Origin of the sequence: Dyella mobilis (assembly GCF_016904945.1) — a bacterium.
GTDB lineage: Bacteria > Pseudomonadota > Gammaproteobacteria > Xanthomonadales > Rhodanobacteraceae > Dyella_B > Dyella_B mobilis.
Genome location: NZ_JADIKF010000039.1, coordinates 133,701 through 154,381 on the forward strand (window position 1 = coordinate 133,701; position 20,681 = coordinate 154,381).

At 62.5% G+C, this 20,681-nt stretch carries 19 protein-coding genes and 1 tRNA gene; 13 read left to right on the forward strand and 7 right to left on the reverse strand.

Features of this window, described 5'->3' with window-relative positions; all coding sequences use genetic code 11:
* Positions 1-8 precede the first annotated feature (8 nt).
* Positions 9-368 carry a hypothetical protein gene (locus ISS99_RS11395; protein WP_204631747.1) on the reverse strand — a complete coding sequence of 120 codons (360 nt, stop codon included), beginning with the start codon at positions 366-368 and terminating at the stop codon, positions 9-11.
* 187 nt (positions 369-555) lie between these two features.
* On the opposite strand from ISS99_RS11395, the gene ISS99_RS11400 reads away from it, so the two are divergent.
* From ISS99_RS11400 to ISS99_RS11425, 6 genes are all read left to right on the forward strand, one after another.
* Positions 556-1,527 carry a biotin--[acetyl-CoA-carboxylase] ligase gene (locus tag ISS99_RS11400; protein ID WP_204631748.1) on the forward strand — a complete coding sequence of 324 codons (972 nt, stop codon included), beginning with the start codon at positions 556-558 and terminating at the stop codon, positions 1,525-1,527.
* The gene (locus ISS99_RS11405) at positions 1,524-2,276 is read left to right on the forward strand and encodes a type III pantothenate kinase (RefSeq protein WP_204631749.1); all 753 of its coding nucleotides are present in this window, start codon (positions 1,524-1,526) and stop codon (positions 2,274-2,276) included. The genes ISS99_RS11400 and ISS99_RS11405 overlap by 4 nt, the downstream gene beginning before the upstream one ends.
* Before the next feature lie 36 nt (positions 2,277-2,312).
* A complete protein-coding gene (locus ISS99_RS11410) occupies positions 2,313-3,047 on the forward strand; it encodes an SPOR domain-containing protein (protein ID WP_204631750.1) in 735 nt (244 codons plus the stop codon).
* Between the two features lie 30 nt (positions 3,048-3,077).
* Positions 3,078-3,153 (forward strand) — tRNA-Thr (locus ISS99_RS11415).
* Positions 3,154-3,271: 118 nt separating this feature from the next.
* Positions 3,272-4,195 (forward strand): arginase, encoded by a 924-nt coding sequence (gene rocF / locus ISS99_RS11420; protein WP_204631751.1) that lies wholly within the window; start codon positions 3,272-3,274, stop codon positions 4,193-4,195.
* 115 nt (positions 4,196-4,310) lie between these two features.
* Positions 4,311-5,681, forward strand: coding sequence for a tryptophan--tRNA ligase (locus ISS99_RS11425; protein WP_204631752.1), 1,371 nt, complete (start codon positions 4,311-4,313; stop codon positions 5,679-5,681).
* A gap of 79 nt (positions 5,682-5,760) precedes the next feature.
* Here ISS99_RS11425 and ISS99_RS11430 read toward each other — a convergent pair whose 3' ends face one another.
* The 3 genes from ISS99_RS11430 to ISS99_RS11440 all read right to left on the reverse strand — a co-directional run bounded on the left by ISS99_RS11430 (position 5,761) and on the right by ISS99_RS11440 (position 8,963).
* Positions 5,761-6,270 carry a BON domain-containing protein gene (locus ISS99_RS11430; protein ID WP_239537911.1) on the reverse strand — a complete coding sequence of 170 codons (510 nt, stop codon included), beginning with the start codon at positions 6,268-6,270 and terminating at the stop codon, positions 5,761-5,763.
* 390 nt (positions 6,271-6,660) lie between these two features.
* Positions 6,661-8,244: an inorganic phosphate transporter gene (locus ISS99_RS11435; RefSeq protein ID WP_204631753.1), complete on the reverse strand. Its 1,584-nt coding sequence runs from the start codon at positions 8,242-8,244 to the stop codon at positions 6,661-6,663.
* A gap of 212 nt (positions 8,245-8,456) precedes the next feature.
* Positions 8,457-8,963, reverse strand: coding sequence for a Spy/CpxP family protein refolding chaperone (locus tag ISS99_RS11440; protein WP_204631754.1), 507 nt, complete (start codon positions 8,961-8,963; stop codon positions 8,457-8,459).
* A gap of 179 nt (positions 8,964-9,142) precedes the next feature.
* Between ISS99_RS11440 and ISS99_RS11445 the strand changes: the two genes are divergently transcribed.
* The 6 genes from ISS99_RS11445 to ISS99_RS11470 all read left to right on the forward strand — a co-directional run bounded on the left by ISS99_RS11445 (position 9,143) and on the right by ISS99_RS11470 (position 15,933).
* Positions 9,143-9,838, forward strand: coding sequence for a response regulator transcription factor (locus tag ISS99_RS11445; RefSeq protein ID WP_204631755.1), 696 nt, complete (start codon positions 9,143-9,145; stop codon positions 9,836-9,838).
* Positions 9,835-11,217, forward strand: a complete 1,383-nt coding sequence (locus tag ISS99_RS11450; protein WP_204631756.1) for a sensor histidine kinase — start codon at positions 9,835-9,837, stop codon at positions 11,215-11,217. Before ISS99_RS11445 ends, ISS99_RS11450 begins: the two co-directional genes overlap by 4 nt.
* A 192-nt stretch (positions 11,218-11,409) precedes the next feature.
* Positions 11,410-11,931, forward strand: coding sequence for a formaldehyde-activating enzyme (gene fae, locus ISS99_RS11455; protein WP_204631757.1), 522 nt, complete (start codon positions 11,410-11,412; stop codon positions 11,929-11,931).
* 36 nt (positions 11,932-11,967) lie between these two features.
* On the forward strand, positions 11,968-13,005 hold the full coding sequence (locus ISS99_RS11460; RefSeq protein WP_204631758.1) for an aldo/keto reductase: 1,038 nt from the start codon (positions 11,968-11,970) through the stop codon (positions 13,003-13,005).
* Positions 13,002-14,438: an NAD-dependent succinate-semialdehyde dehydrogenase gene (locus tag ISS99_RS11465; protein WP_204631759.1), complete on the forward strand. Its 1,437-nt coding sequence runs from the start codon at positions 13,002-13,004 to the stop codon at positions 14,436-14,438. The genes ISS99_RS11460 and ISS99_RS11465 overlap by 4 nt, the downstream gene beginning before the upstream one ends.
* A gap of 115 nt (positions 14,439-14,553) precedes the next feature.
* Entirely contained in the window at positions 14,554-15,933 is a 1,380-nt protein-coding gene (locus ISS99_RS11470) for an MFS transporter (RefSeq protein WP_204631760.1), read from the forward strand.
* Between the two features lie 95 nt (positions 15,934-16,028).
* On the opposite strand, the gene ISS99_RS11475 is transcribed toward ISS99_RS11470, so the two are convergent.
* The 3 genes from ISS99_RS11475 to pdhA all read right to left on the reverse strand — a co-directional run bounded on the left by ISS99_RS11475 (position 16,029) and on the right by pdhA (position 19,559).
* Complete coding sequence (locus ISS99_RS11475; RefSeq protein ID WP_204631761.1) at positions 16,029-17,408, reverse strand: dihydrolipoamide acetyltransferase family protein; 1,380 nt, start codon at positions 17,406-17,408, stop codon at positions 16,029-16,031.
* 81 nt (positions 17,409-17,489) lie between these two features.
* The gene (locus tag ISS99_RS11480; protein WP_204631762.1) at positions 17,490-18,470 is read right to left on the reverse strand and encodes an alpha-ketoacid dehydrogenase subunit beta; all 981 of its coding nucleotides are present in this window, start codon (positions 18,468-18,470) and stop codon (positions 17,490-17,492) included.
* A gap of 3 nt (positions 18,471-18,473) precedes the next feature.
* A complete protein-coding gene (pdhA, locus tag ISS99_RS11485; RefSeq protein WP_204631763.1) occupies positions 18,474-19,559 on the reverse strand; it encodes a pyruvate dehydrogenase (acetyl-transferring) E1 component subunit alpha in 1,086 nt (361 codons plus the stop codon).
* A gap of 211 nt (positions 19,560-19,770) precedes the next feature.
* On the opposite strand from pdhA, the gene ISS99_RS11490 reads away from it, so the two are divergent.
* Positions 19,771-20,619 carry a tryptophan 2,3-dioxygenase gene (locus ISS99_RS11490; RefSeq protein WP_204631764.1) on the forward strand — a complete coding sequence of 283 codons (849 nt, stop codon included), beginning with the start codon at positions 19,771-19,773 and terminating at the stop codon, positions 20,617-20,619.
* The last annotated feature ends 62 nt before the right edge of the window (positions 20,620-20,681 follow it).

Consider the following 20,681-nt stretch of genomic DNA (forward strand, 5'->3'; position numbering starts at 1 on the left):
TGGGCGCTTTATTGGATCGAGCCCGGCAGCAACGACTGCCAGTTCAGGCCGGAATTGTGTGACGCGCTGCCGGATGGGGCGTCGTTGCCGCCGCCGCGAACCGGGTTCTCATCGGTCGAGCCGGTGCTGGAGGAGCGGCTGCTGCCGGACGAGCCCGTAGAATGACTTGTCCCGTGCGGAATATTGAAGGCGTCGCCGCTGCTCGAGGAGGTATCGTGGCTGGCGCTGTGGTCGGCGGAATGGTCCGTGCAGTTGTAGCTCGAACTGCCGTTGCCCATGCTGGTGCCAGCCGTCGTCCCGGCGGCCGTCGCGTTAGCGATGGCGCCTAAACCCAGCAAGCATCCGAGCAGCAGTGGTATGGCACGCATGGCGATCAGCCCCCGAGGCGTAAGCCTATCTTTTGGATAGTCCCAGAAACCTGCGGCGGGTGCCAGTGCCGCGCCCGGGAACGCTGCTGTGGGGCGTCCTGCCGGTACAATGGCCGGATGCGACGTTCTTCTTCCCCTGATTTCACCTGGCCGCGCCCGGTCTGCTGTCTCCTGGAAAGCTGAGACCATGCAGCCGCAACAAATCCTGGCCGCGCTGGCCGCGGGAGAGGCCCTTTCGGGCGCACGCCTGGCGACACAAGCGGGCCTGACCCGCGCTGCGATCTGGAAGCAGATCGAAACCCTGCGTCACCGTGGCGTACCGATCGAGTCCGCAGGCGCGGCCGGCTACCGCCTGCCGTGGCCGATCCAGATGCTGGATGAGCCTGGCATTCGCGCCGAACTGCCTCCTGCGATCGCCCGCAGGCTGGGGGCGTTGGAGGTTCACTGGGAGCTCGATTCCACCTCCAGCGAATTGCAGCGCCGTGGTGCCCATGCACCCGATTTCTCCATGGTGATGGCGGAAACGCAGACAGCTGGCCGTGGAAGGCGGGGACGCACGTGGTTGTCGCCGCCGGGGCTGAATCTCTACGTCTCCTGCCTGAAGCGATTCGAGGCGGGCTTCGCCTCGCTGTCGGGCCTGTCCCTGGCGACGGGAGTGATCGTGCTGCGCGCCCTGCACGCCCTGGGCCTGAGTGGCGCGCACCTGAAATGGCCCAATGACGTGCTCGCCGAGGGCGGCAAGCTGGCTGGAATCCTGGTCGAACTCAGCGGCGAATACCAGGGACCTTGCGCGGCCATAGTCGGCATTGGCCTCAACCTGCGGCTGACCCCGGCTTTGCGCGAGCAGGCCGGGCAGGCCACCTGCGATCTGGCGGCGCTGGCGCACGGCACGCCGCCCGATCGCAACCGCGTGGCAGCGGCCCTGATCGCAAGCCTCGTCGATGGCCTGGATCAGTTCGAGCGCGAAGGCTTTCCGGCTTTCGCCGATGAATACGCCGAACACGACGCGTTACGCGGCGTGGCCTTGCACATCAGCGGGGCCGCCGGCGAATTCGACGGCGTCGGGGCGGGCATCGATGCACGCGGCGCGTTGCAGATTCAGACCGCCGACGGCATGCGGCGGATCGATAGCGCCGACGTGACGGTGCGCCGCGCATGAAGCTCCTGCTGGATCTCGGCAATACTCGCCTGAAATGGGCCATGGCGGCATCGGACGGCTGGTCCGCGCGTGGAGCCGTGGCGTGGGGCGAAGATGTCGTCGCACAGCTCGCTCAGGCCTGGGAAACCCAGGGACGCCCGGACCGCGTACTCGGCGCATCGGTGGTCGACGCAGCGCGCGAGGCGCAATTGGAAGCCGTCGTCCAACGCATTTTTTCCAAGCCTGTCGCCTGGGTGCGTACGCCCGCCGAAGCCTGCGGCGTGCGCAACGCGTATGCCGAACCGCAGCGACTGGGTGTGGATCGCTTTCTTGCCATGGTGGCCGCCCGTGCCCACGGACATGCCCCCTGTGTGCTGGCGGGTATCGGTACCGCGCTTACGCTCGATGCGCTCACGGCGGAAGGGCAGCACCTGGGTGGTCTGATCGCACCCGGTCCGCTGCTCATGCAGCAATCCTTGCTCGGCGCCACAGTGCGCGTGCGCCCGGAGCACCCGGGCATGCTGCGCGAAGTGGCGGACAATACGGCCGACGCCGTGGTGTCGGGGTGCTGGCAGGCCGTGGCTGCGCTGATCGAGCGGTTTGCCGGCCACATCGCCCGCCAGGATCACGGTCGCGTGCAACGCTTGCTGCTCGACGGCGGCGATGCGGCAGCTTTGCTGCCTTTGCTGGAAGTACCGGCGGAAATCGCGGCGGATAGCGTACTGCGTGGTCTGCACGTGTGGGCCGGCGCACATCCGGTGGATGAGTGACTCTAAAATCGATCGACTTCAAGCGGTGGATGGCCAATGTTCTTGCGGCTGCTGTTCGTGTTGCTGATCGCCCTCAATATCGCCGTCGGAGCGTGGTTGCTGCTCGGCCAGAACGACACACACAAGCATTTCGCCACCGATCCCGGTGTGCCGAAACTGCGCATGTTGTCGGAGCTGCCACCGGCGACCAGCGTCGCACGCGCGGCGTCCGTTCCCGCGCCGCCGGAGCCAAGTACGTCTGCCGCGGCGCCCTCGTCCGCACCGGCAGCTTCAGTGCCCGGCAGCAAACCGGCGCCGAGCGAATCCAATGCGCTCAGCTATGCATGCATGGCCCTGGGGCCGTTCGCGACGCAAGAGGATTTGCGCATTGCCCGCAATGCGTTGACGCCCCAGGTGCAACGCATGCGTGCGCGGCAGGAGCAAATCACCCAGCCTAGAGGCTGGTGGATCCACCTCCCGCCGAGTGCGAGCCACGCGGCGGCGCTTGCCCAGGCGCGCCAACTCGGCGCGCACAATATCCAGGATTACTTCGTGGTCGGCTCCGGTGACAACCAGAACACCGTGTCGTTGGGCTTGTTCAAGGACCCGGCGAATGCGCGCAAACGCCGCGACGAAATCGTAGCAGCCGGCTTCCCGGCCCAGATGAGCGAGCGCACCGAAACCGTGCCGGAATACTGGCTGGACCTGGTCCCGGTGGACAGCGGCCACTTCGACTGGCGCAGCAAAATTCACGATCCGGCGATCGGTTCGCACAGCACGGGCTGTTTTTGAGCGAGTTCTTGCTAGAATCTGCGGTTCTGTGCCGGCATAGCTCAGTTGGTAGAGCAACCGCCTTGTAAGCGGTAGGTCGTCCGTTCAAGTCGGACTGTCGGCACCAAATATTCCCATCAGCCCGCAGCTTTGCGGGCTTTTTGTTGGGTCAGGACCGAGGTGCCGGTGGGGCGGCGACCAGCTAAACTTGCTGCTTCAAGTAGGAAAATCACGAGAAAAGCGGTATGAGCAAGCAGGTGATTGCACTGGTCGGCGTGCCGACCGATATCGGCGCCGGCCACCGCGGGGCCTCGATGGGTCCCGAGGCCCTGCGCGTAGCGCAGCTGGCCGAAAAGCTGCGGCGCCGTGGGTTGGAAGTGGTCGATCGCGGCAATCTGCATGGTCCTATGAATCCCTGGCAGCCGCCGGAAAACGGCTATCGCCACCTGCCTGAAGTGGTGGCCTGGAACACGGCGGTACACGGGGCGATCCACCACGAACTGCAAGCCGGCCGCCTGCCGATCATGCTCGGTGGCGATCATTGCCTGGCGATCGGTTCGATCAGCGCCGTGGCGCGGCATTGCCGCGAGCAGGGGCGCAACTTGCGCGTGTTGTGGCTGGACGCTCACGCCGATTTCAATACCTCGCAAGTCACGCCCTCGGGCAATATCCACGGCATGCCGGTGGCCTGCTTGTGCGGCAACGGGCCGCGCGAATTGGTGGAGATCGGCGAGAAGGTACCTGCTACGACGCCTGACGTGTTCCGCCAGATCGGCATTCGCTCCGTCGACGAGGGCGAAAAGCGCCTGGTGCGCGAAGCGAAGGTGGACATTTACGACATGCGCCACATCGACGAAGTGGGCATGAAGCGAACGATGGAGGAGGCGCTCGAAGGCCTCGATGCCAATACCCATCTGCACGTGAGCTTCGACGTCGATTTCCTCGATCCTTCGATCGCACCGGGAGTAGGCACCACCGTGCGCGGCGGCCCGGGTTATCGCGAGGCGCAGCTGTGCATGGAAATGATTGCCGACACCGGGTGCCTGGGCTCGTTGGACATCGTCGAACTGAACCCCGCTTACGACAAACGCAACCAGACAGCGAAACTGTCGGTCGAGCTGGTGGAGTCGCTGTTCGGCAAGTCCACGCTCATGCGCGGACCCGATTGATGCGACATCAGTTGGGTTCACGGTAGCACCGGGTTTACCCGTAAACTGCTCGAATCCGAGCCCGCGTTACCGGGTGCGGGCGTATCCACCTCTTCGGCAGGAGCCGGTTCCGCGCATGCAAACCCGTGTCCTTACAGGCATCACCACCACCGGCACGCCACATCTGGGTAATTACGTCGGTGCGATCCGGCCGGCCATTGCCGCCAGCCGCCGTGCGGACGTCGACGCTTTTTTCTTCATGGCCGATTACCACGCCTTGATCAAAAGCGACGATCCGGCGCGCATCGAGCGGTCGCGACTGGAGATCGCAGCGACGTGGCTGGCGGCCGGATTGGATCCGAACAAGGCCACGTTCTATCTGCAATCGGATATTCCAGAAATTCCTGAGCTGACCTGGTTCCTGACCTGCGTCACGGCGAAGGGGTTGCTCAATCGCGCGCATGCCTACAAGGCTGCGGTGGACAAGAACAACGAAGACGGTGAAGACGCAGATGCCGGCGTTACCGCCGGCCTGTACATGTATCCGGTGCTGATGGCCGCCGATATTCTTGCTTTCAACGCGCAGCAGGTGCCGGTGGGGCGCGATCAGATCCAGCACATCGAAATGGCGCGCGACATTGCGCAGCGCTTCAACCACATCTATGGCCGCGAATTTTTCGTCTTGCCGGAAGTGCTGATCGAAGAGCAGGTGGCCACCTTGCCCGGCCTGGATGGTCGCAAGATGTCCAAGAGCTACGACAACACCATCCCGCTGTTTGCCGGCAGTGCGAAGCAGCTGCGCGAAGCCATCATGCGCATCGTGACCGATTCGCGCATGCCGGGTGAGCCGAAAGATCCGGACAGCTCGTCGCTTTTCACGATTTTTCGCGCCTTCGCCAGCGAAGCGGAAAGCGCTGCATTCCGCCGCGCACTGGAAGAGGGCATCGGCTGGGGCGAGGCCAAGCAGGTGTTGTATGAGCGCATCGAGGCCGATGTCGCTCCCATGCGCGAACGCTATGAAAGCCTGATGGCGCGTCCGGCTGCGATAGAAGAGATTCTGCGCGAAGGAGCACGCAAGGCACGCGCCATTGCGGGGCCGAAGGTTGCCGAGTTGCGCGATGCCGTTGGCTTGCGGTCCATGTCAGCGGTGAATTTGCAGGCAGGCAAGGCGAAGATGCCGACGAGGGCCGGCAAGTCGCCGCGTTTCGCCAGTTTCCGCGACAACGACGGCAGCTTCCGCTTTCGTTTGTTCTCCTCCGATGGCGAAGAGCTGCTGCTGTCCAAATCCTTCAAGGATCCCAAGGCCGCCGGTCTCGCGCAGAAAAAGCTGAAAACAATGGGTGGCGAGGCCGCCACGCTGCACGTCTTGCCGCTCTCGCTGGTGTTGGAGCTGGATGGCGAGCCGGTTGCCAATACCCCCGATTACGTGGACGAACCGGCACGCGACGAGGCACTTCACTATTTGCGCGAAGCGCTCGACCTGCTTGCCGCACAGGAAAGCGAATAATCGCTACCCGCTCTGTGCCGGGCCGAACAAATCCGGCCCGGCTCCGCGTTGACCACTCGCTGGCCTGCGGTCGTTGTAATTAGCCGCCCGATGGCGGTGTTGGCGTAGGGGTTGCGCCGCCGCTGCTGCCCGTGTCCGTTGCCGAACCCACGGTCAGGCCGCTGCCGTCGACGCTTTTAACGCCTTTGATTTCTTTGGCTAGGTGTTCGGCACGCGTTTTTTCCTTGGCCGAAGTTGCCGTGCCTGTCAAGGTAACGACGCCATCGGACGTGCTGACGGTGATTTCCGATGCCTTCACGCCTTTGGCAGCTGCGAGTTTGGATTTCACTTTGGTAGTGATCCAGGCGTCATTCGCCTTGCCTGGTACCGTCTCGTTGCTCGTGCCCGACGGCGCGGAATTCATCGGCTGCTGTTCCGTCGTCGATGGCGGCTGCGTTTGCGCAGGCATGCCGCTCGCCGGCTGCTGTTGCTGCTGTTCGGGCATGCCGGAGGAAGGATTGGTTTGTGCCAACAGGGACAACGGCGCGGCGAAAGCTATCATCGTGCCGCCGACAATGATGGATTTGCGCAGAGTGGACACGTTACGCATGGTGATCTCCTTGGATGTATGAGCTGCGCGCGCCATCAATGCACGGCACGTGCAGGCGTATCACGATCGATCCGCTCGACCATGGCAACAACCGGCACGTGAAATGTTCTTTTGCGAAACGTTATGAAGGCTTGCTCGGGTTCACGGTTGTGTCCGCATTGCGAACACTTTGTTTCACAAATGTTGCCGCGGGCGCGGTGGGCCGGCGAGATCGAGAAATTTCGCCCGGCGTCACGAGGATGACATCGTGCTCTGCTTAATTAGCAGTCGCTGTCGCTCCATCCGCGGCGTGCCAACCCTCATCTCAGGAAGATCCACGGTCATGGACGACCTTTTTGGGGGGCTGCAAAGGCCGGGATGCGAAGATCCCGGCGGCATCCGCGCGTTGATTCAGAACACGTGCTTCAGCACGACGAACAGTGTGCCGGCCAGCACGATCGAAGCGGGAAGGGTCAGCACCCACGCCATCAGCAGGTTGCGCACGGTAGACCATTGCAGGCCCGAGCCGTTGGCAGCCATGGTACCGGCCACGCCTGAAGTCAGTACGTGCGTGGTACTGACGGGCAAGTGATACATGTCGGCCGCCTGGATAAGCCCCATCGCGATCAATTCGGCCGATGCGCCCTGCGCATAAGTGAGATGCTCCTTGCCGATCTTTTCACCTACCGTGACCACGATGCGTTTCCAGCCCACCATGGTGCCAAGGCCCAGCGCCAGGGCCACGGCCACTTTTACCCACAACGGAATGAACTGGGTGGCCTTTACGCCGAGCCCGCGCCAACTGGTGAGCACGCTGCGTTGGTCGGTGCTCAGGTCGGGCTCAGCGAGAATGAGCGGGATCGCGGCGTTGGCGAGATAGATATCGTTGCGCACGTTGCCCATTTGTTCCTGGGGGACCGCACGCAGCGAGGAGCGGTTGCCGACCTGCTGATCGATTTGCGCGATCAGTGCCGACAACGCAGGTACCGTATCGGTCTGCAGTTTGTGCTGTTGAACGGCCGTGGTGACGATGTCGCGGGCGTTACCGCTGAGCGTGACGCCGTGGTCCATGGTGGTCAGCACCTGCTGCACTTCTACCGACACTTGGTGAAAAGTCTTCACTTGTCCGCCGGAAACGGCGCCGTTCAAGGCGTAAGCGGTTGGAACGGTGCCGATCAGGATCAGCATGATCAGGCCCATGCCCTTTTGCCCGTCATTCGAGCCATGACTGAAACTCACGCCGGTGCAGGTGAGGATCAACAAGGCGCGGATCGGCCACGGCGGCGGCTTGTCGCCTTCGGGTGCGCGATACAGGGCGGGGATCTTCACTAGCGCCTTGGCCAGCACCATGAGCAGGCCGGCGAGAATGAAACCGGCGATCGGCGAGAACACCAGCCCTTTGAAAACGCCCATGGCGGCGCTCCAGTCCACGCCGCTGGTCCCGCTCTTTATCGCGGTCAATTGATTGGCCAGGCCCACGCCGATGATGGAGCCGATCAGTGTGTGGGACGAGGAATTGGGCAATCCGAAATACCAGGTGCCCAGGTTCCAAAGGATTGCCGCGAGCAGCAATGCGAACACCATGGCGAAACCCGCGCCGCTGCCGACTTGCAGAATCAATTCCACCGGCAACAGCGATACCACGGTGAATGCCACGGCACCGGTGGACGTCAGCACACCAAGAAAGTTGAAGCAGCCCGACCAGATCACCGCGAGATTCGCCGGCAAGGAATGCGTGTAGATCACCGTGGCTACCGCGTTGGCAGTGTCGTGAAAGCCGTTGACGAACTCGAAACCCAATGCGATCAGCAGGGCGACGCCAAGCAGGATGAAGGGTGTCGCCGAATGTGCGCGTACGATGGAAAGATCGTCCATCAGATGGACCGCGGCATATCCCACGCCGATGAACAGGATGATGCCGAAAACGATGCCAAAAATGTGCCCCGAGCCCTGGCCGGGCGATGCGGCTGATGCAACAGCGACTTCCGTCTGCATGGGATGCCCCTTAGTAGTCAGCCTGACCGAAGCTAAGCGTTGCCCAAGTCAAAGGCGTGACAAACCAACCGGCGATCGGCCGGAATAATGGGCAAGCGACGGTCGCCCATTCGGGTGCTGGAAACAAAAAAGCGATCGCCGATGCAGCGGCGATCGCTCAAGCGCATGGGTTAGAACGTCCGCTAAGTGCGACTAACCTGAGTGCTTCATCGTTATGGTTGGGTCGAGCCGCTGGTCGAGGACACCGGATGCTGTGCCTTGAACTGCTGCCACTGCGCCTTGCGAGCCTGGAAAGCGGCCTTCTGCGCGGTGTACTGGGTCTGCTGGGCGCTGGTCAGCACGGTGCTGTAGATCTGTGCGGTAACGGCCGCGCGGGCGGTGATGCGGGCGCTGGTGAGGTTCGCTTCGGCCTGGGCGAGGCTGGCGGCGGCGGCCTGGTAGCCGGAAGCATTCGGTGCCATGGCTTCAAATGCCTCGCGCTGCTGGCGGACTGCCTGGAACTGCGGCTTCAGCTGGGTGAAGCTTTGCTGCACGATCTGCTTGACGGAAGCCTTCTGGGTGTCGGTCAGGTTCAGGCCGTGCATCGCCATGAAGCCGCCGCCATGATGGCCGTGGAAGCCGCCAAAATCGCCGCCCTGTCCACCCGGGCCGGCGAGTGCCAGCGCGGAACAGCCCAGGGCCGCAGCCAGGATGATCGACAGAGTCATAGTCTTGCGCATATCAAGCTCCTGCTTGTTGGGGGGGTGTTGGTGATTATTTGAAAGCAGGGGCACGTTTAAGATCTTTGCGGCCGTGTAAAGAAGGGTAAAGTCAGCATGACGTAAGCGACGGGCAGCCAATCGCAGCGGGTAATGCGATAGTAGCGACGGGCTTTCCGACGATTCACCGCTGGCTATCCATGTCTCGAATACTGATTGGCGACGACGACCGCGAACTGTGCGCGCTGCTTTGCGAATACCTGCGCCGCGAGGGATTGCAGGTCGACGTGGTGCACGACGGCGAGGCCGTCCTGGTGCAACTGCGCGATCCGGCTACGCGTCCGGACCTGTTGATCCTGGATGTGATGCTGCCGGGCCGCAGCGGCCTCGATACCTTGCGCGAGTTGCGGGCCCAGCACCGCCTGCCGGTGATCATGCTGTCCGGGCGTGGCGAGCCGGTCGACCGCGTGGTCGGCCTGGAGCTCGGCGCGGACGACTACCTTTCCAAACCCTGCTTGCCGCGCGAATTGCTGGCGCGCGTGCGCGCCCAACTGCGCCGGCATACCGTGGAAAGTGTCGGCGTGCTCACGATGGGCGTGCTGCGGTTGCTGCCTGGCGAACGCCGTGCCTACGCGGGCGAGCAGGAGCTCAGTCTCACCGGTGCCGAATTTGCCCTGCTGCTGATGCTGGTGCAGCGCGCAGGCGAAGTGATCGACAAGACCTCGCTCACCCGTGTGGCGCTCGGGCGCGAGCTGGAGCGCTTCGATCGCAGCATTGACGTCCACGTCAGCCGGTTGCGCCACAAGTTGGCGGAGGCGTCGCCGCAGTCGCCGCGCATCGACTCCATTCGCGGGGCCGGCTACGTGCTTCTGCCTCCGGGCGGAGGCGCGGCATGAGCTCGTTCAAGAGTCCGTTTCGCAGTCCGCTGTTCTGGCGCCTGCTGATCTTCTTTTGCATTGCCAATCTGCTCGTGCTGGTACTGGGCAGTTGGTTGACCAGTCGCTTCATCGCTTTCTCCGCAGCGCAATCCATCGATTGGCCAACGCTGGCCCAGGCGGCCGAGGACGCCTACGATCACGGCGGTGTCGACGGTCTCGATGCGTGGGTGCAGCAGCGGCACGCGGAAGGCATCGAAGCGACGCTGTATGAAAATGGCGAACCGTTGCACGACATACGCATGCCACCTGCCATGCGCGATGAGTTGCCGACGTGGTTGGCTTCGGGCCACAACATTGAGTTGAATCCCTGGCCGGGCCTTTATATCGCAGTGGAACGCGTTGACGGCGATGATGGACACGCGCGGCAATTGGTCGCCATCAGCAGCTCGCGTGCACGCATACCCAGGCACGTGCGCGAAAAAATTTTGCTAGGCGTGCAGTTGGGGCTTTCACTGTTGTTGATTGGCGGTATCGGCTGGTGGGTGGCGCGCAGCGTATCCCGGCCGGTTGAAGCCATGCGCGACGCTACGCGAAAAATGGCTGCCGGAACCTTTGCCACGCGTGTCGACGAGCGTTGGAGCAGGGCGCGCGACGAACTCGGCCAACTGGCCAGGGACTTCAACGGCATGGCCGAGCGGATCGAAATCCTGGTGGCGCACGATCGAAGCGTCTTGCAAGACCTTTCGCACGAACTACGCTCGCCGCTTGCGCGTCTGCACCTGATTCTGGACCTGGCACAGCACAGCACCGATTCCAAGGAAGCGTCCGCCCACTTCCAGCATGCCGAGAGGGAAATTGCGCGCATGGACCGCATGACTGCGGAAATGCTCGCCCTGTCGCGCCTCGAAGGCGGCTTGCCCGGCATGGAGCGGGAGGCGGTGGATCTGGTCGAACTGATCAAGGAGCGTGTCGCTGCCGTACAAGTCGAGGCAGAAGCGCGATCCATTTCCATGAAAATTGTCGACGCGGGGCCGGTAATGGTGCGCGGCAGCGGCATTTTGCTGGAACGCGCCCTGGACAACGTGATCGCCAACGCCGTCAAGTTCAGTCCTGCCCAGGCCGTCGTCGAACTTTGGGTAGGCCATCACCTGGGATGGGCGGAAGTAAGGGTGCGCGACTATGGTCCGGGCGTGCCGACCGAAGAGCTGGACTTGCTGTTCCGGCCATTCTTCAGGGGGACGAATGCCGCTCACGCGGACGGTCATGGACTTGGCCTGGCCATCGTACAGCGCGTCATGCAGGTGCATGGTGGAGTCGTGCTCGCTGCGAACGGCAACGACAGCGGATTGGAAGTCACCATGCGACTTCCGGATGAGATAAGTCCTCGCGCAGGATGAGTGATATAGGACGCTGGTTGGCTTTCTCGCGTAAAGACAGGATCAATACGAAAGCGATTAAAGCCGTGTAGGGATTGCAGTACATCCAGCGCGGGCGTTTCCCCATACTCATATCAGGCTGTATCGATTCATTTGATTGCCACAAGAGCAGCAAAATCGAGACATCGATAGTTTGCTTGAGTGGCAGGAACGATGACTACATCCGAAAGCAAGACGCTCTACATCGGCGAAGGGTTCGAAGGCCCGGGCGTCAATCTCGCGCACATCAACGTGCTGGTCGGACCACGCAACGGGCCGGCCGGTCAGGCGTTCGCGACTGCGTTGGCCACGCCATCGGCGGGGCATGCTCCGTTCGTGGTCATTGCCAGGCCCGGCGTGCCCACCAAGCCGCTGACGCTGTATGTCAACAAGGCGCAGATCGCCGGCGATTTCCACGGCAACGCAACATGGGGAGCGTCGCAGGCGGGCATTGCCAAAGCCGTAGCCGAATCGCTGGAAGAAGGCGTGCTGCCGCCGGAGGCGGAAAACGACTGGGTGGTGGTGTCGGCCAACTGGGTCAATCCCGGCACCGACGATCTGGATGCGGTGTACGAAAACAACTATCGCGCGTGCAAGAACGCCATCCGCGCCGCGATGCTTGGCCTGCCGCATCGCCAAGAGGTATTTGCTGCTGCCAGCCAGGTCAGCAATCCCTTCTATACCCCGAAAGCCTGAGCAGCGAATCGTTGGAAAATACCAGGAGCCTTTCGTATGGAATACGTCCGTCTCGGCCAATCGGGCCTGAAAGTGTCGCGTTTGTGTCTGGGTACCATGAACATGGGTACGCCACGCTGGAAGCCATGGATTTTTGACGAGGCGCAAAGCGAACCCATCGTGCGTCACGCACTCGAGGCTGGCGTGAACTTCATCGATCTGGCGGACTTCTATTCCACCGGAGTAGGCGAAGAGGTCGTCGGCCGCATCGTCAATCGCCTCGTGCGGCGCGAAGAGATCGTCATCACCACCAAGGTCGGCTACGACATGGGTATGTATCCGAACGCGGGCGGTCATTCGCGCAAGCACATCATGGACGGTATCCACGGCTCGCTCAAACGTCTGGACATGGATTACGTCGACATCTACATGCTGCATTTCTTCGATACCAGTACGCCCGTCGAAGAAACCATGGGTGCGTTGAATGACATCGTACGTGCCGGCAAGGCGCGCTATGTCGGCGTTTCAACCATGTATACCTGGCAGCTGGCGAAGATCATGCAGGTTTGCGAGCGAAACGGCTGGCACAAGCCCATCAACATGCAGTTGCAGCTCAATCTTGCCTATCGCGAGGAAGAGCGCGAAATGGTCCCGTATTGTGCGGATCAGGGTGTTGGCGTATCGGTGTTCAGTCCGCTGGCTCGCGGATTGCTGACGAGCGATGGCAAATCCACGCGAAATCAAACCGATTTCTTCACCGCACAGATGTACGGCGACGAGGCGTCGCGGGCGATCGCTGCATCGGCAGCTCGCGTCGCGGCACGACGTGGCATATCCGCGGCGCAGGTGGCACAGGCCTGGGTGTTGTGTCGCCCGAACGTGGATTGCATGCTGGTGGGTGCCGATACTTCCGAGCAGTTCGATAGCGCGCTCGCCGCGCTTGATACGCGTCTGGACGAAGAAGAACTGCACGAACTGGACCGCAACTACACGCCCTGCGACCTGATCAACGACTACACCGCTGGGCGACGCATTCCGCGCGAGGCGCGCGCGGCAAGAGGAACGTATTTGGAAAAGGAAGGAAACGCGGCATGAGCAATCTCGTACGTGACGGGCACTACATCAATGGCCAGTGGGTTGTCGGCGAGAGCACCTATCCCGTCTTCAATCCCGCAACGGGCTCGCTTATTGTCAATGTCGCCAAGGGCGGCGCTGCTGAAACGGAGCGGGCCATCACGGCGGCGGCAGCTGCCTTTCCCGCCTGGCGCGCATTGACGGCCAAGGAGCGCAGCGTCAGGGTCCGTCGTTGGGGCAAACTGATGCTTGAGCATCGCGAAGCGCTCGCGGGATTGCTCACCATGGAACAAGGCAAGCCGTTGCCGGAAGCGCGTGGTGAGGTGGGTTACGCCGCCAGCTTCCTGGAGTGGTTCGCCGAAGAGGCCAAGCGCGCGTACGGCGATGTCATTCCGAGTCCGTTTCCGAATTCCAGGATCGTGGTAACGCGTGAACCGGTAGGTGTCGTGGCGGCGATTACGCCGTGGAATTTTCCACTGGCCATGATTACCCGCAAGGCCGCACCGGCATTGGCGGCCGGTTGCACCATGGTATTGAAACCCTCGGAGGAAACTCCTCTTTCGGCGCTGGCTTTGGCTGTGCTCGCCGAGGAGGCTGGCATTCCCGCAGGGGTGTTTAACATCGTTTCCGGCGACGCACTGGCCATCGGCAAGGTGCTGACAGAGTCGGATGTGGTGCGCAAGCTGTCCTTCACCGGCTCGACGCGGGTAGGCAAGTTGCTTGCCGCGCAATGCGCCGATACGCTGAAAAAGCTTTCGCTCGAATTGGGCGGCAATGCGCCCTTTATTGTCTTCGACGACGCCGACATCGAAGCGGCGGTGCGCGGCGCGATGGCATCGAAATTTCGCAATACGGGGCAGACTTGCGTTTGCGTCAATCGCTTCTACGTGCAGGACGGCATCTATGACGCATTTATCAAGGCGTTGGCGGATGCCGTTCGAAAATTGCGCGTGGGCGATGCCCTGGCCGGCGAGGTGGAGCAGGGACCGCTGATCAATCAGGCAGCCCTGCACAAAGTACAGACTCACGTTTCCGATGCCTTGGGCAAGGGAGCCAAAGTCGTGACCGGTGGCAAGCAGCACGTGCTTGGCGGCACTTTCTACGAACCCACCGTTCTGGCGGACACCACGCACGCCATGTTGTTGGCCCAGGAAGAGACCTTTGGTCCGGTTGCAGCGTGCTTCCGCTTCAAGACCGAGGCGGAAGCCATTACTGCTGCCAATGGCACGCCCTTCGGCCTGGCTGCTTACTTTTACACCCGCGACGTGGCGCGCACCTGGCGTGTTGCTGAGGCGCTGGAAAGCGGCATGGTCGGCATCAACGAGGGCATGTTGTCCACCGAGGTTGCGCCGTTTGGCGGCGTGAAGCAATCCGGTCTCGGGCGCGAAGGTTCCAGGTACGGCATCGATGAGTACCTGGAGTTGAAGTATTTGATGATGGGTGGCCTTGGCTAGCGAGCGGGCGAAGCCGTCGGGCTTCGCCAAGGCAACTGCATCACGTCAAACGAAAACGGCGCCCGCGTATCCCTCAAGGCGCGAATGATGCTCGCACGAGTGGCAAGGAGTCAGGATGGTCAGCGGCGATGGACAGTCGGTCCCGGTTCGAAACACAGGCGGCCAAGCAGAGCAACGCGCTCCGCGCAAATACACCTTTCTGGACGACGCGCCGCTTGGCCGCTTTCATTGCAAGATCGCCGGCCTGACCTTTGGCGCGCACTTTACCGAAGGTTATGCGCTCGGTACCGTCGGTTATGCCTTGCCATCGCTGAGCAAACAGATGGGATTGGATGCGGTCTGGAACGGCTTGCTCGGCAGTTCGGCATTGATCGGCATTTTCTTCGGCAGCCTGGTGTTTGGCTGGCTGTCGGATCGCATCGGCCGGCAAAAAATCTTCCTGCTGAGCTTTACGATCATCACCGTTGCTGCCTTCGCACAGTTCTACGCAAATTCGGCTTTGACACTTTGCCTGCTGCGGGTGTTGCTCGGCTTCGGCATGGGCGGCGATTTTGCGGTGGGACACGCCATTCTGGCGGAGTTCTCGCCACGCAAGCATCGGGGCATGCTGCTAGGTTCGTTCAGCGTCATTTGGACCATAGGCTATGTGGCAGCCAATGTCATTGGCATGCACTATGCCGAGGTGTTGCCTGATGCATGGCGATGGTTGCTGGCGTCGGCGGGTGTGCCTGCGCTGCTGGTATTGATTCTTCGCGTGGGAACCCCCGAGTCGCCGCGCTGGCTGCTTGGCATGGGCAGGCTTTCGGAAGCGCAGGCGATCGTGCGGCGATATTTCGGAGCCGGAGTGAGGCTGGATACCAGCAAGATGCCCGAGCGGCCGCACGTGGGGGGCTTCGCAAGGTTGTTTCATCGGGATCTGATCAGGCGCACGTTGTTCAACTGCATCTTCTTCGTTTGCCTGGTCATTCCTTATTTCGCGATCTATACCTTCCTGCCAAGCATTCTGAAATTGATCCATCTCAGTGAATCCGGCGGAGCGGATCTGCTTCTGAATGGATTCCTGATCGCGGGTGCCCTGCTGGGCATCTGGTTGACCCTGGTCTTGCCCAGACGTGTGTTTCTGATCAGCTCATTCTTCGTCACCTGGGTCTGCCTGGTGGTGCTGAGTTTGTTGCCGGAGTCGTCCACGACGGGAATGATCGTCGCCTTCGCACTTTTTACCTTGATCATGTCCGCGGTTTCCAACTTGGTCGGCGTATTTCCTCCCGAATGCTTTCCCACGGAAGTGCGGGCTTGCGGCGTCGGCTTGGCGGTTGCGTGCAGTCGCTTGGGTTCGGCCGTGGGTACCTTTCTTCTGCCGGTCGGCGTTGAGCAGTTCGGTTTTCCGGTAGCGATGATGGTTCTCGCGACCGTGCTGCTGGTGGGCATGCTGGTATCGGTGGCGTGGGCGCCCGAGACGCGTCACCTCCGCCTCAACGATGCCGCCAGGGTGTGAGGCGGAAGTTGGTTTGGTGGGTGTTTTGATCGCTTTCGCGTTCCAAGAAAAAAGCGCCCGGTCGGGCGCTTTTTTCTTTCCAGCTGTTGCCTGGCTCAGTTGGGTGCGGACAGGTCGTCCAGCAGGGCCTTCAGGAAGCGAGCCGCTTCGCCACCCGTTGCGGCGCGGTGATCGAAGGTGAGGCTGATCGGCATGCGGCGGTGCACTTCGATGCCACCCATCACCGCCACCACGTCGTGGCTGAGCTTGCCGGCACCGATGATCGCCACGCACGGCGGCACCACCACAGGCGTGGCGTAGCGACCGGCGAACATGCCGAAGTTCGACAGGCTGATGGTGTAGCCGGAAAGCTCCGACGACGGAATCGTGCGGTCTTCCACCTGCGCACGCAGGCGCTGGATACCGGCGCGGATGCCGGCGCCGTCGAGTACGTCCGCATTACGCAGCGCGGGCACGAACAGGCCATCCTCCGTATCGACCGCGATGCCGATGTCCACGTGCGGATGCAGGGTGCGGCTGAGGTTCTTGCCGTCGAACCAGGCGTTGAGCGCCGGCACTGCCTTGCAAGCGGCCACGATCGCGCGGATCAGGCGGGCGGTGATGTCCTGCTTGCCGATCCAGCCGTGCAGGTCGGCGTCGTCCACCAACGTGGTGGGCACCACATTGGCGTGTGCGTCGGCCATCACGCGTGCCATGTTGCGGCGAACGCCCTTGAGCTGTTCCGGCTGGCCGCTGGCTTTGACGCTCGGCGGCGCCGTACGCACCGGCTTGCCGGCCTGCGACATTGGAGTGCGTGCCGGTTCGGTCGGCGGCAGTTCGGGGGCGAGATGACGGCCGACGGACGACGGCACGGATGCGCGGGCCGGAGCCGAGCCAAGGGCTGCGGTGCCGTTGGCGGCAGCGTTCTTGACGTCCTGCAGGGTCACCACGCCATCGGCGCCGGTCGGCTTCACGCGGGCGATGTCCACCTTGAGCTTCTTGGCCAGCGCGCGCACAGCCGGCACGGCCTTCACGCCGCCGACGCTGGACGCCTGCTCGACGTGCACGTGGCTGCCGCTGATCATCGCACCGACCACCGTGCCTTCGTCTTCGCGGTCAGCGGTCTTGCTGTCACCGGCTTCGATCTCGCCGCCTTCATCGGAGGCGGTGACCTTCTTGGGCTCGGCGGCGGGTTTCTTCGGGCCATGATGGTGGCCGGTGGCTTCTGCCTCGGCACGCTGCTTGGCGTTCGGGTCCGGTTCGAATTCGGCCAGTGCTGCACCGGTTTCGATCACGTCGCCCGCGGCGCCGTGCAGCTTGGTGACCTTGCCGGTGTAGGGCGAGGGCACGTCCACGACGGCCTTGGCGGTTTCCATCGACACCAGCGGGGCGTCGAGCTTGATGGTGTCGCCTTCTTTCACGTGCCATTCGACGACAGTTGCGTCGGGCAGGCCTTCGCCGAGGTCCGGCAGGTAGAACGTCTTGATATCGGCCATGAGTCGGTTCCCGTAATCAGTCTTGATGTTCTTTATTTGCAGTCATCCCGGCAACGGCCGGGATGACGTGTCGTTATGCGTTCAGGAGTTGGCGAGCGTGCGCTTGGCGGCTTCGACTACCCGCTCCGTGCTGGGCAGATACTTCATTTCCAGACGGAACAGCGGGATGTGCGTGTCGTAGCCGGTGACGCGCTCGACCGGTGCGAGCAGCTCGTACAGGCATTCCTCGGCGACGCGCGCGGCGATCTCCGCACCGAAACCCGCAGTCTTGGGAGCTTCGTGCACGATCACGCAGCGGCCGGTCTTCTGCACCGATTCGGCGATGGTGTCGAAGTCCAGCGGAGTGAGCGTGGCAACGTCGATCACTTCGGCGCTGATACCCTCCTCGGCCAGCGCATCGGCGGCTTCCAGCGCTTCCTTCACCTGCGCGCCCCAGGTCACGATGGTGACGTCGGTGCCGTCGCGCAGCACGAAGCACACGTCGAGTGGCAGTGCCTCGCCGTCATCCGGCACTTCTTCCTTGTACTGGCGATAGATGCGCTTGGGCTCGAAGAACATTACCGGATCCGGATCGCGGATCGCAGCGAGCAGCAAGCCATAGGCTCGTGCCGGCGAAGACGGCATCACCACGCGCAGGCCCGGGATGTTGGTGAACAGGTGCTCGTTCGCTTCGGAGTGATGCTCCGGTGCACGGATACCGCCGCCCCACGGTGCGCGCCACACGGCCGGCACAGTGATGCGGCCGCGTGTGCGGTTGCGCAGGCGCGCGGCGTGGCAGGCGATCTGTTCCATCATCGGGTAGATGAAGCCTTCGAACTGCGCTTCGGCCACCGGCTTCATGCCTTGCGCAGCCATGCCGACGGTGACGCCGGCGATGGTGGTTTCGTCCAGCGGCGTGTCGAGCACGCGCAGTTCGCCGAACTTTTCCTGCAGGCCCTGGGTGGCGCGGAACACACCACCGTTCACGCCCACGTCTTCGCCCAGCACCACGACGCTTTCGTCGTGCGCCATTTCATAAGCAAGAGCCTGGGTGACGGCTTCGATAAGAGTGATCTGTGCCATGGCTTAGTGCGCCTTCTTGTCGAGCGAGAGCGCGAGATCGCGCTGTTTGGCGAGGTCCGCGGGAACTTCGGCGAAGGTGTAGTCGAACATCGCGGTGACGGGCTGGGTCTTGGTTTCGAGGTAAGCGTTGACCTCGTTATCCATCCACTCGTCGCACTCGTTCTTCCAGGCTTCTTCCTTCTGGTCGTCCCACACGCCCTTGGCGACCAGCCAGTTGCGCAGGCGCTTCATCGGCTCCTTGGCCCAGGCGTCCTTCACTTCCTGTTCGCCGCGGTAGCGGCGGGCGTCGTCGGCGGTGGTGTGGTCGCTCAGGCGATAGGTGACCAGTTCCAGCACGCTGCCGCCCTGGCCGTTGCGGGCGCGCTCGAGCGCGTCTTCCATCGCCTTGCGCACGGCGATGATGTCGTTGCCGTCGACCTGCATGCAGAACAGGCCGGCAGCGATACCCTTCTGGGCCAGCGTCGGCGCGCCGGACTGGATCTTGCGCGGCACCGAGATCGCCCACTGGTTGTTGACGATCACCGCAACCATCGGCAGGTTCTGGGCGCCTGCGATGTTGATGGCACCGTAGAAGTCGCCCTTGGACGAGCCGCCGTCGCCGATGGTGCACACGGCCACGCGCTTTTCATTGCGGATCTTGAACGCCAGCGCCGAACCCGCGGCATGCAGGCATTGCGTGGCGATCGGCACCGACCAGGCGAAGTCGTGGCGCGCGGGTTCTTTCTGGTAATCGTTGCCGCGCTCGTCGCCGCCCCAGTACATGTACACCTCGCGCGGCTGCACGCCGCGGTACAACTGTGCACCGTACTCACGGTAGCTCGGAGCCAGTACGTCTTCGGGCTTCATGGCGCTGCCGACGCCGACGTGGGCGGCTTCGTGGCCCAGGCAGCTTGCATAAGTGCCGAGCTTGCCGGTACGTTGCAGTGCTACCGACTTCGCGTCGAAGACGCGGGTCGACATCATCAGCTTGTACAGCTCGACCATTTGGTTGAGGTCTTTGGCGAACTCAGGCAGATCGTCACGGACCTGCTTGCCTTCGGCGTCGAGATATTGCAGATATTCGATTTCAAACTTGGCGGCGATGGACACGACTCGCTCCCGGGTGGGGTAAGGAAAAGATCTCTGCGGGGGAGGCGACGCCCATCCAGTGGGGCCGTACGCACAGGGAAAGTCCCGGACAAGACCACATTTTTTAGCAGGCAGCGATGTTGCGCTGCAAGGCACACCGCAGCATGCGATGCCGTACGTGGCCTCTTGCACGACCGGTTAACATGTGTCTTTTTGCGGGTTTGCGGGCGCCATGACGGATAACCAGAGGGACCTCGAGGCGGGCATCCAGCTCGACCTGAACGGCCGGATGACCTATGGCGGCTACCTGCGGCTGGACCAGCTCTTGACCGCCCAGCAACCCGTCAGCCAGCCCCCGCATCACGATGAAATGCTGTTTATCGTCCAGCATCAGGTGTCCGAGCTGTGGATGAAGCTGATTATTCACGAGCTCAAGCTGGCCATCGTGCATCTGCGCAACGACGACCTGAATGCCTGCCTGAAAGTTCTTGCGCGGGTGAAACACGTGCAGCGGCAGCTGTTCGAGCAATGGGCGGTGCTGGAAACGCTCACGCCGTCGGAATACCTGGAATTCCGCGATGCGCTCGGTTCCTCGTCCGGGTTCCAGTCGCTGCAATACCGCATGATCGAATTCATGCTCGGCAACAAGAACGCGCAGATGCTCAAGGTGTTCGACTGCGACCCGGCGGCGCAGGCGCTGTTGCGCGAAGTGCTGGATGCGCCGGGCCTGTACGACGAGTTCCTGCGCTATCTGGCGCGCCGCGGCCACGCGGTGCCGGCGGCGCGCGTGGAGCGCGATTGGAGCGAGCCGTATCAACGCCACGACGATTTGCTGCCGGTGTTCAAGCGCATATACGAAGAGCGGGGGAAGTTTTGGCCGGAATACCACATGTGCGAGCAGCTGGTGGACGTGGAGGAAAGTTTCCAGCTTTGGCGTTTCCGCCACATGAAAACCGTGGAACGGATCATCGGACATCGCCGCGGCACGGGCGGTTCCTCGGGCGTGGCCTTTCTGAAGAAGGCGTTGGAGCTGGAGTTTTTCCCGGAGCTGCTGGACGTACGCACCGTTTTGGGCAGCTGACGTTCGCAGCATCCCCGCTCCGGCGGAGGACCGTTGTTGCGATGCATTTGACGAAAACGTGT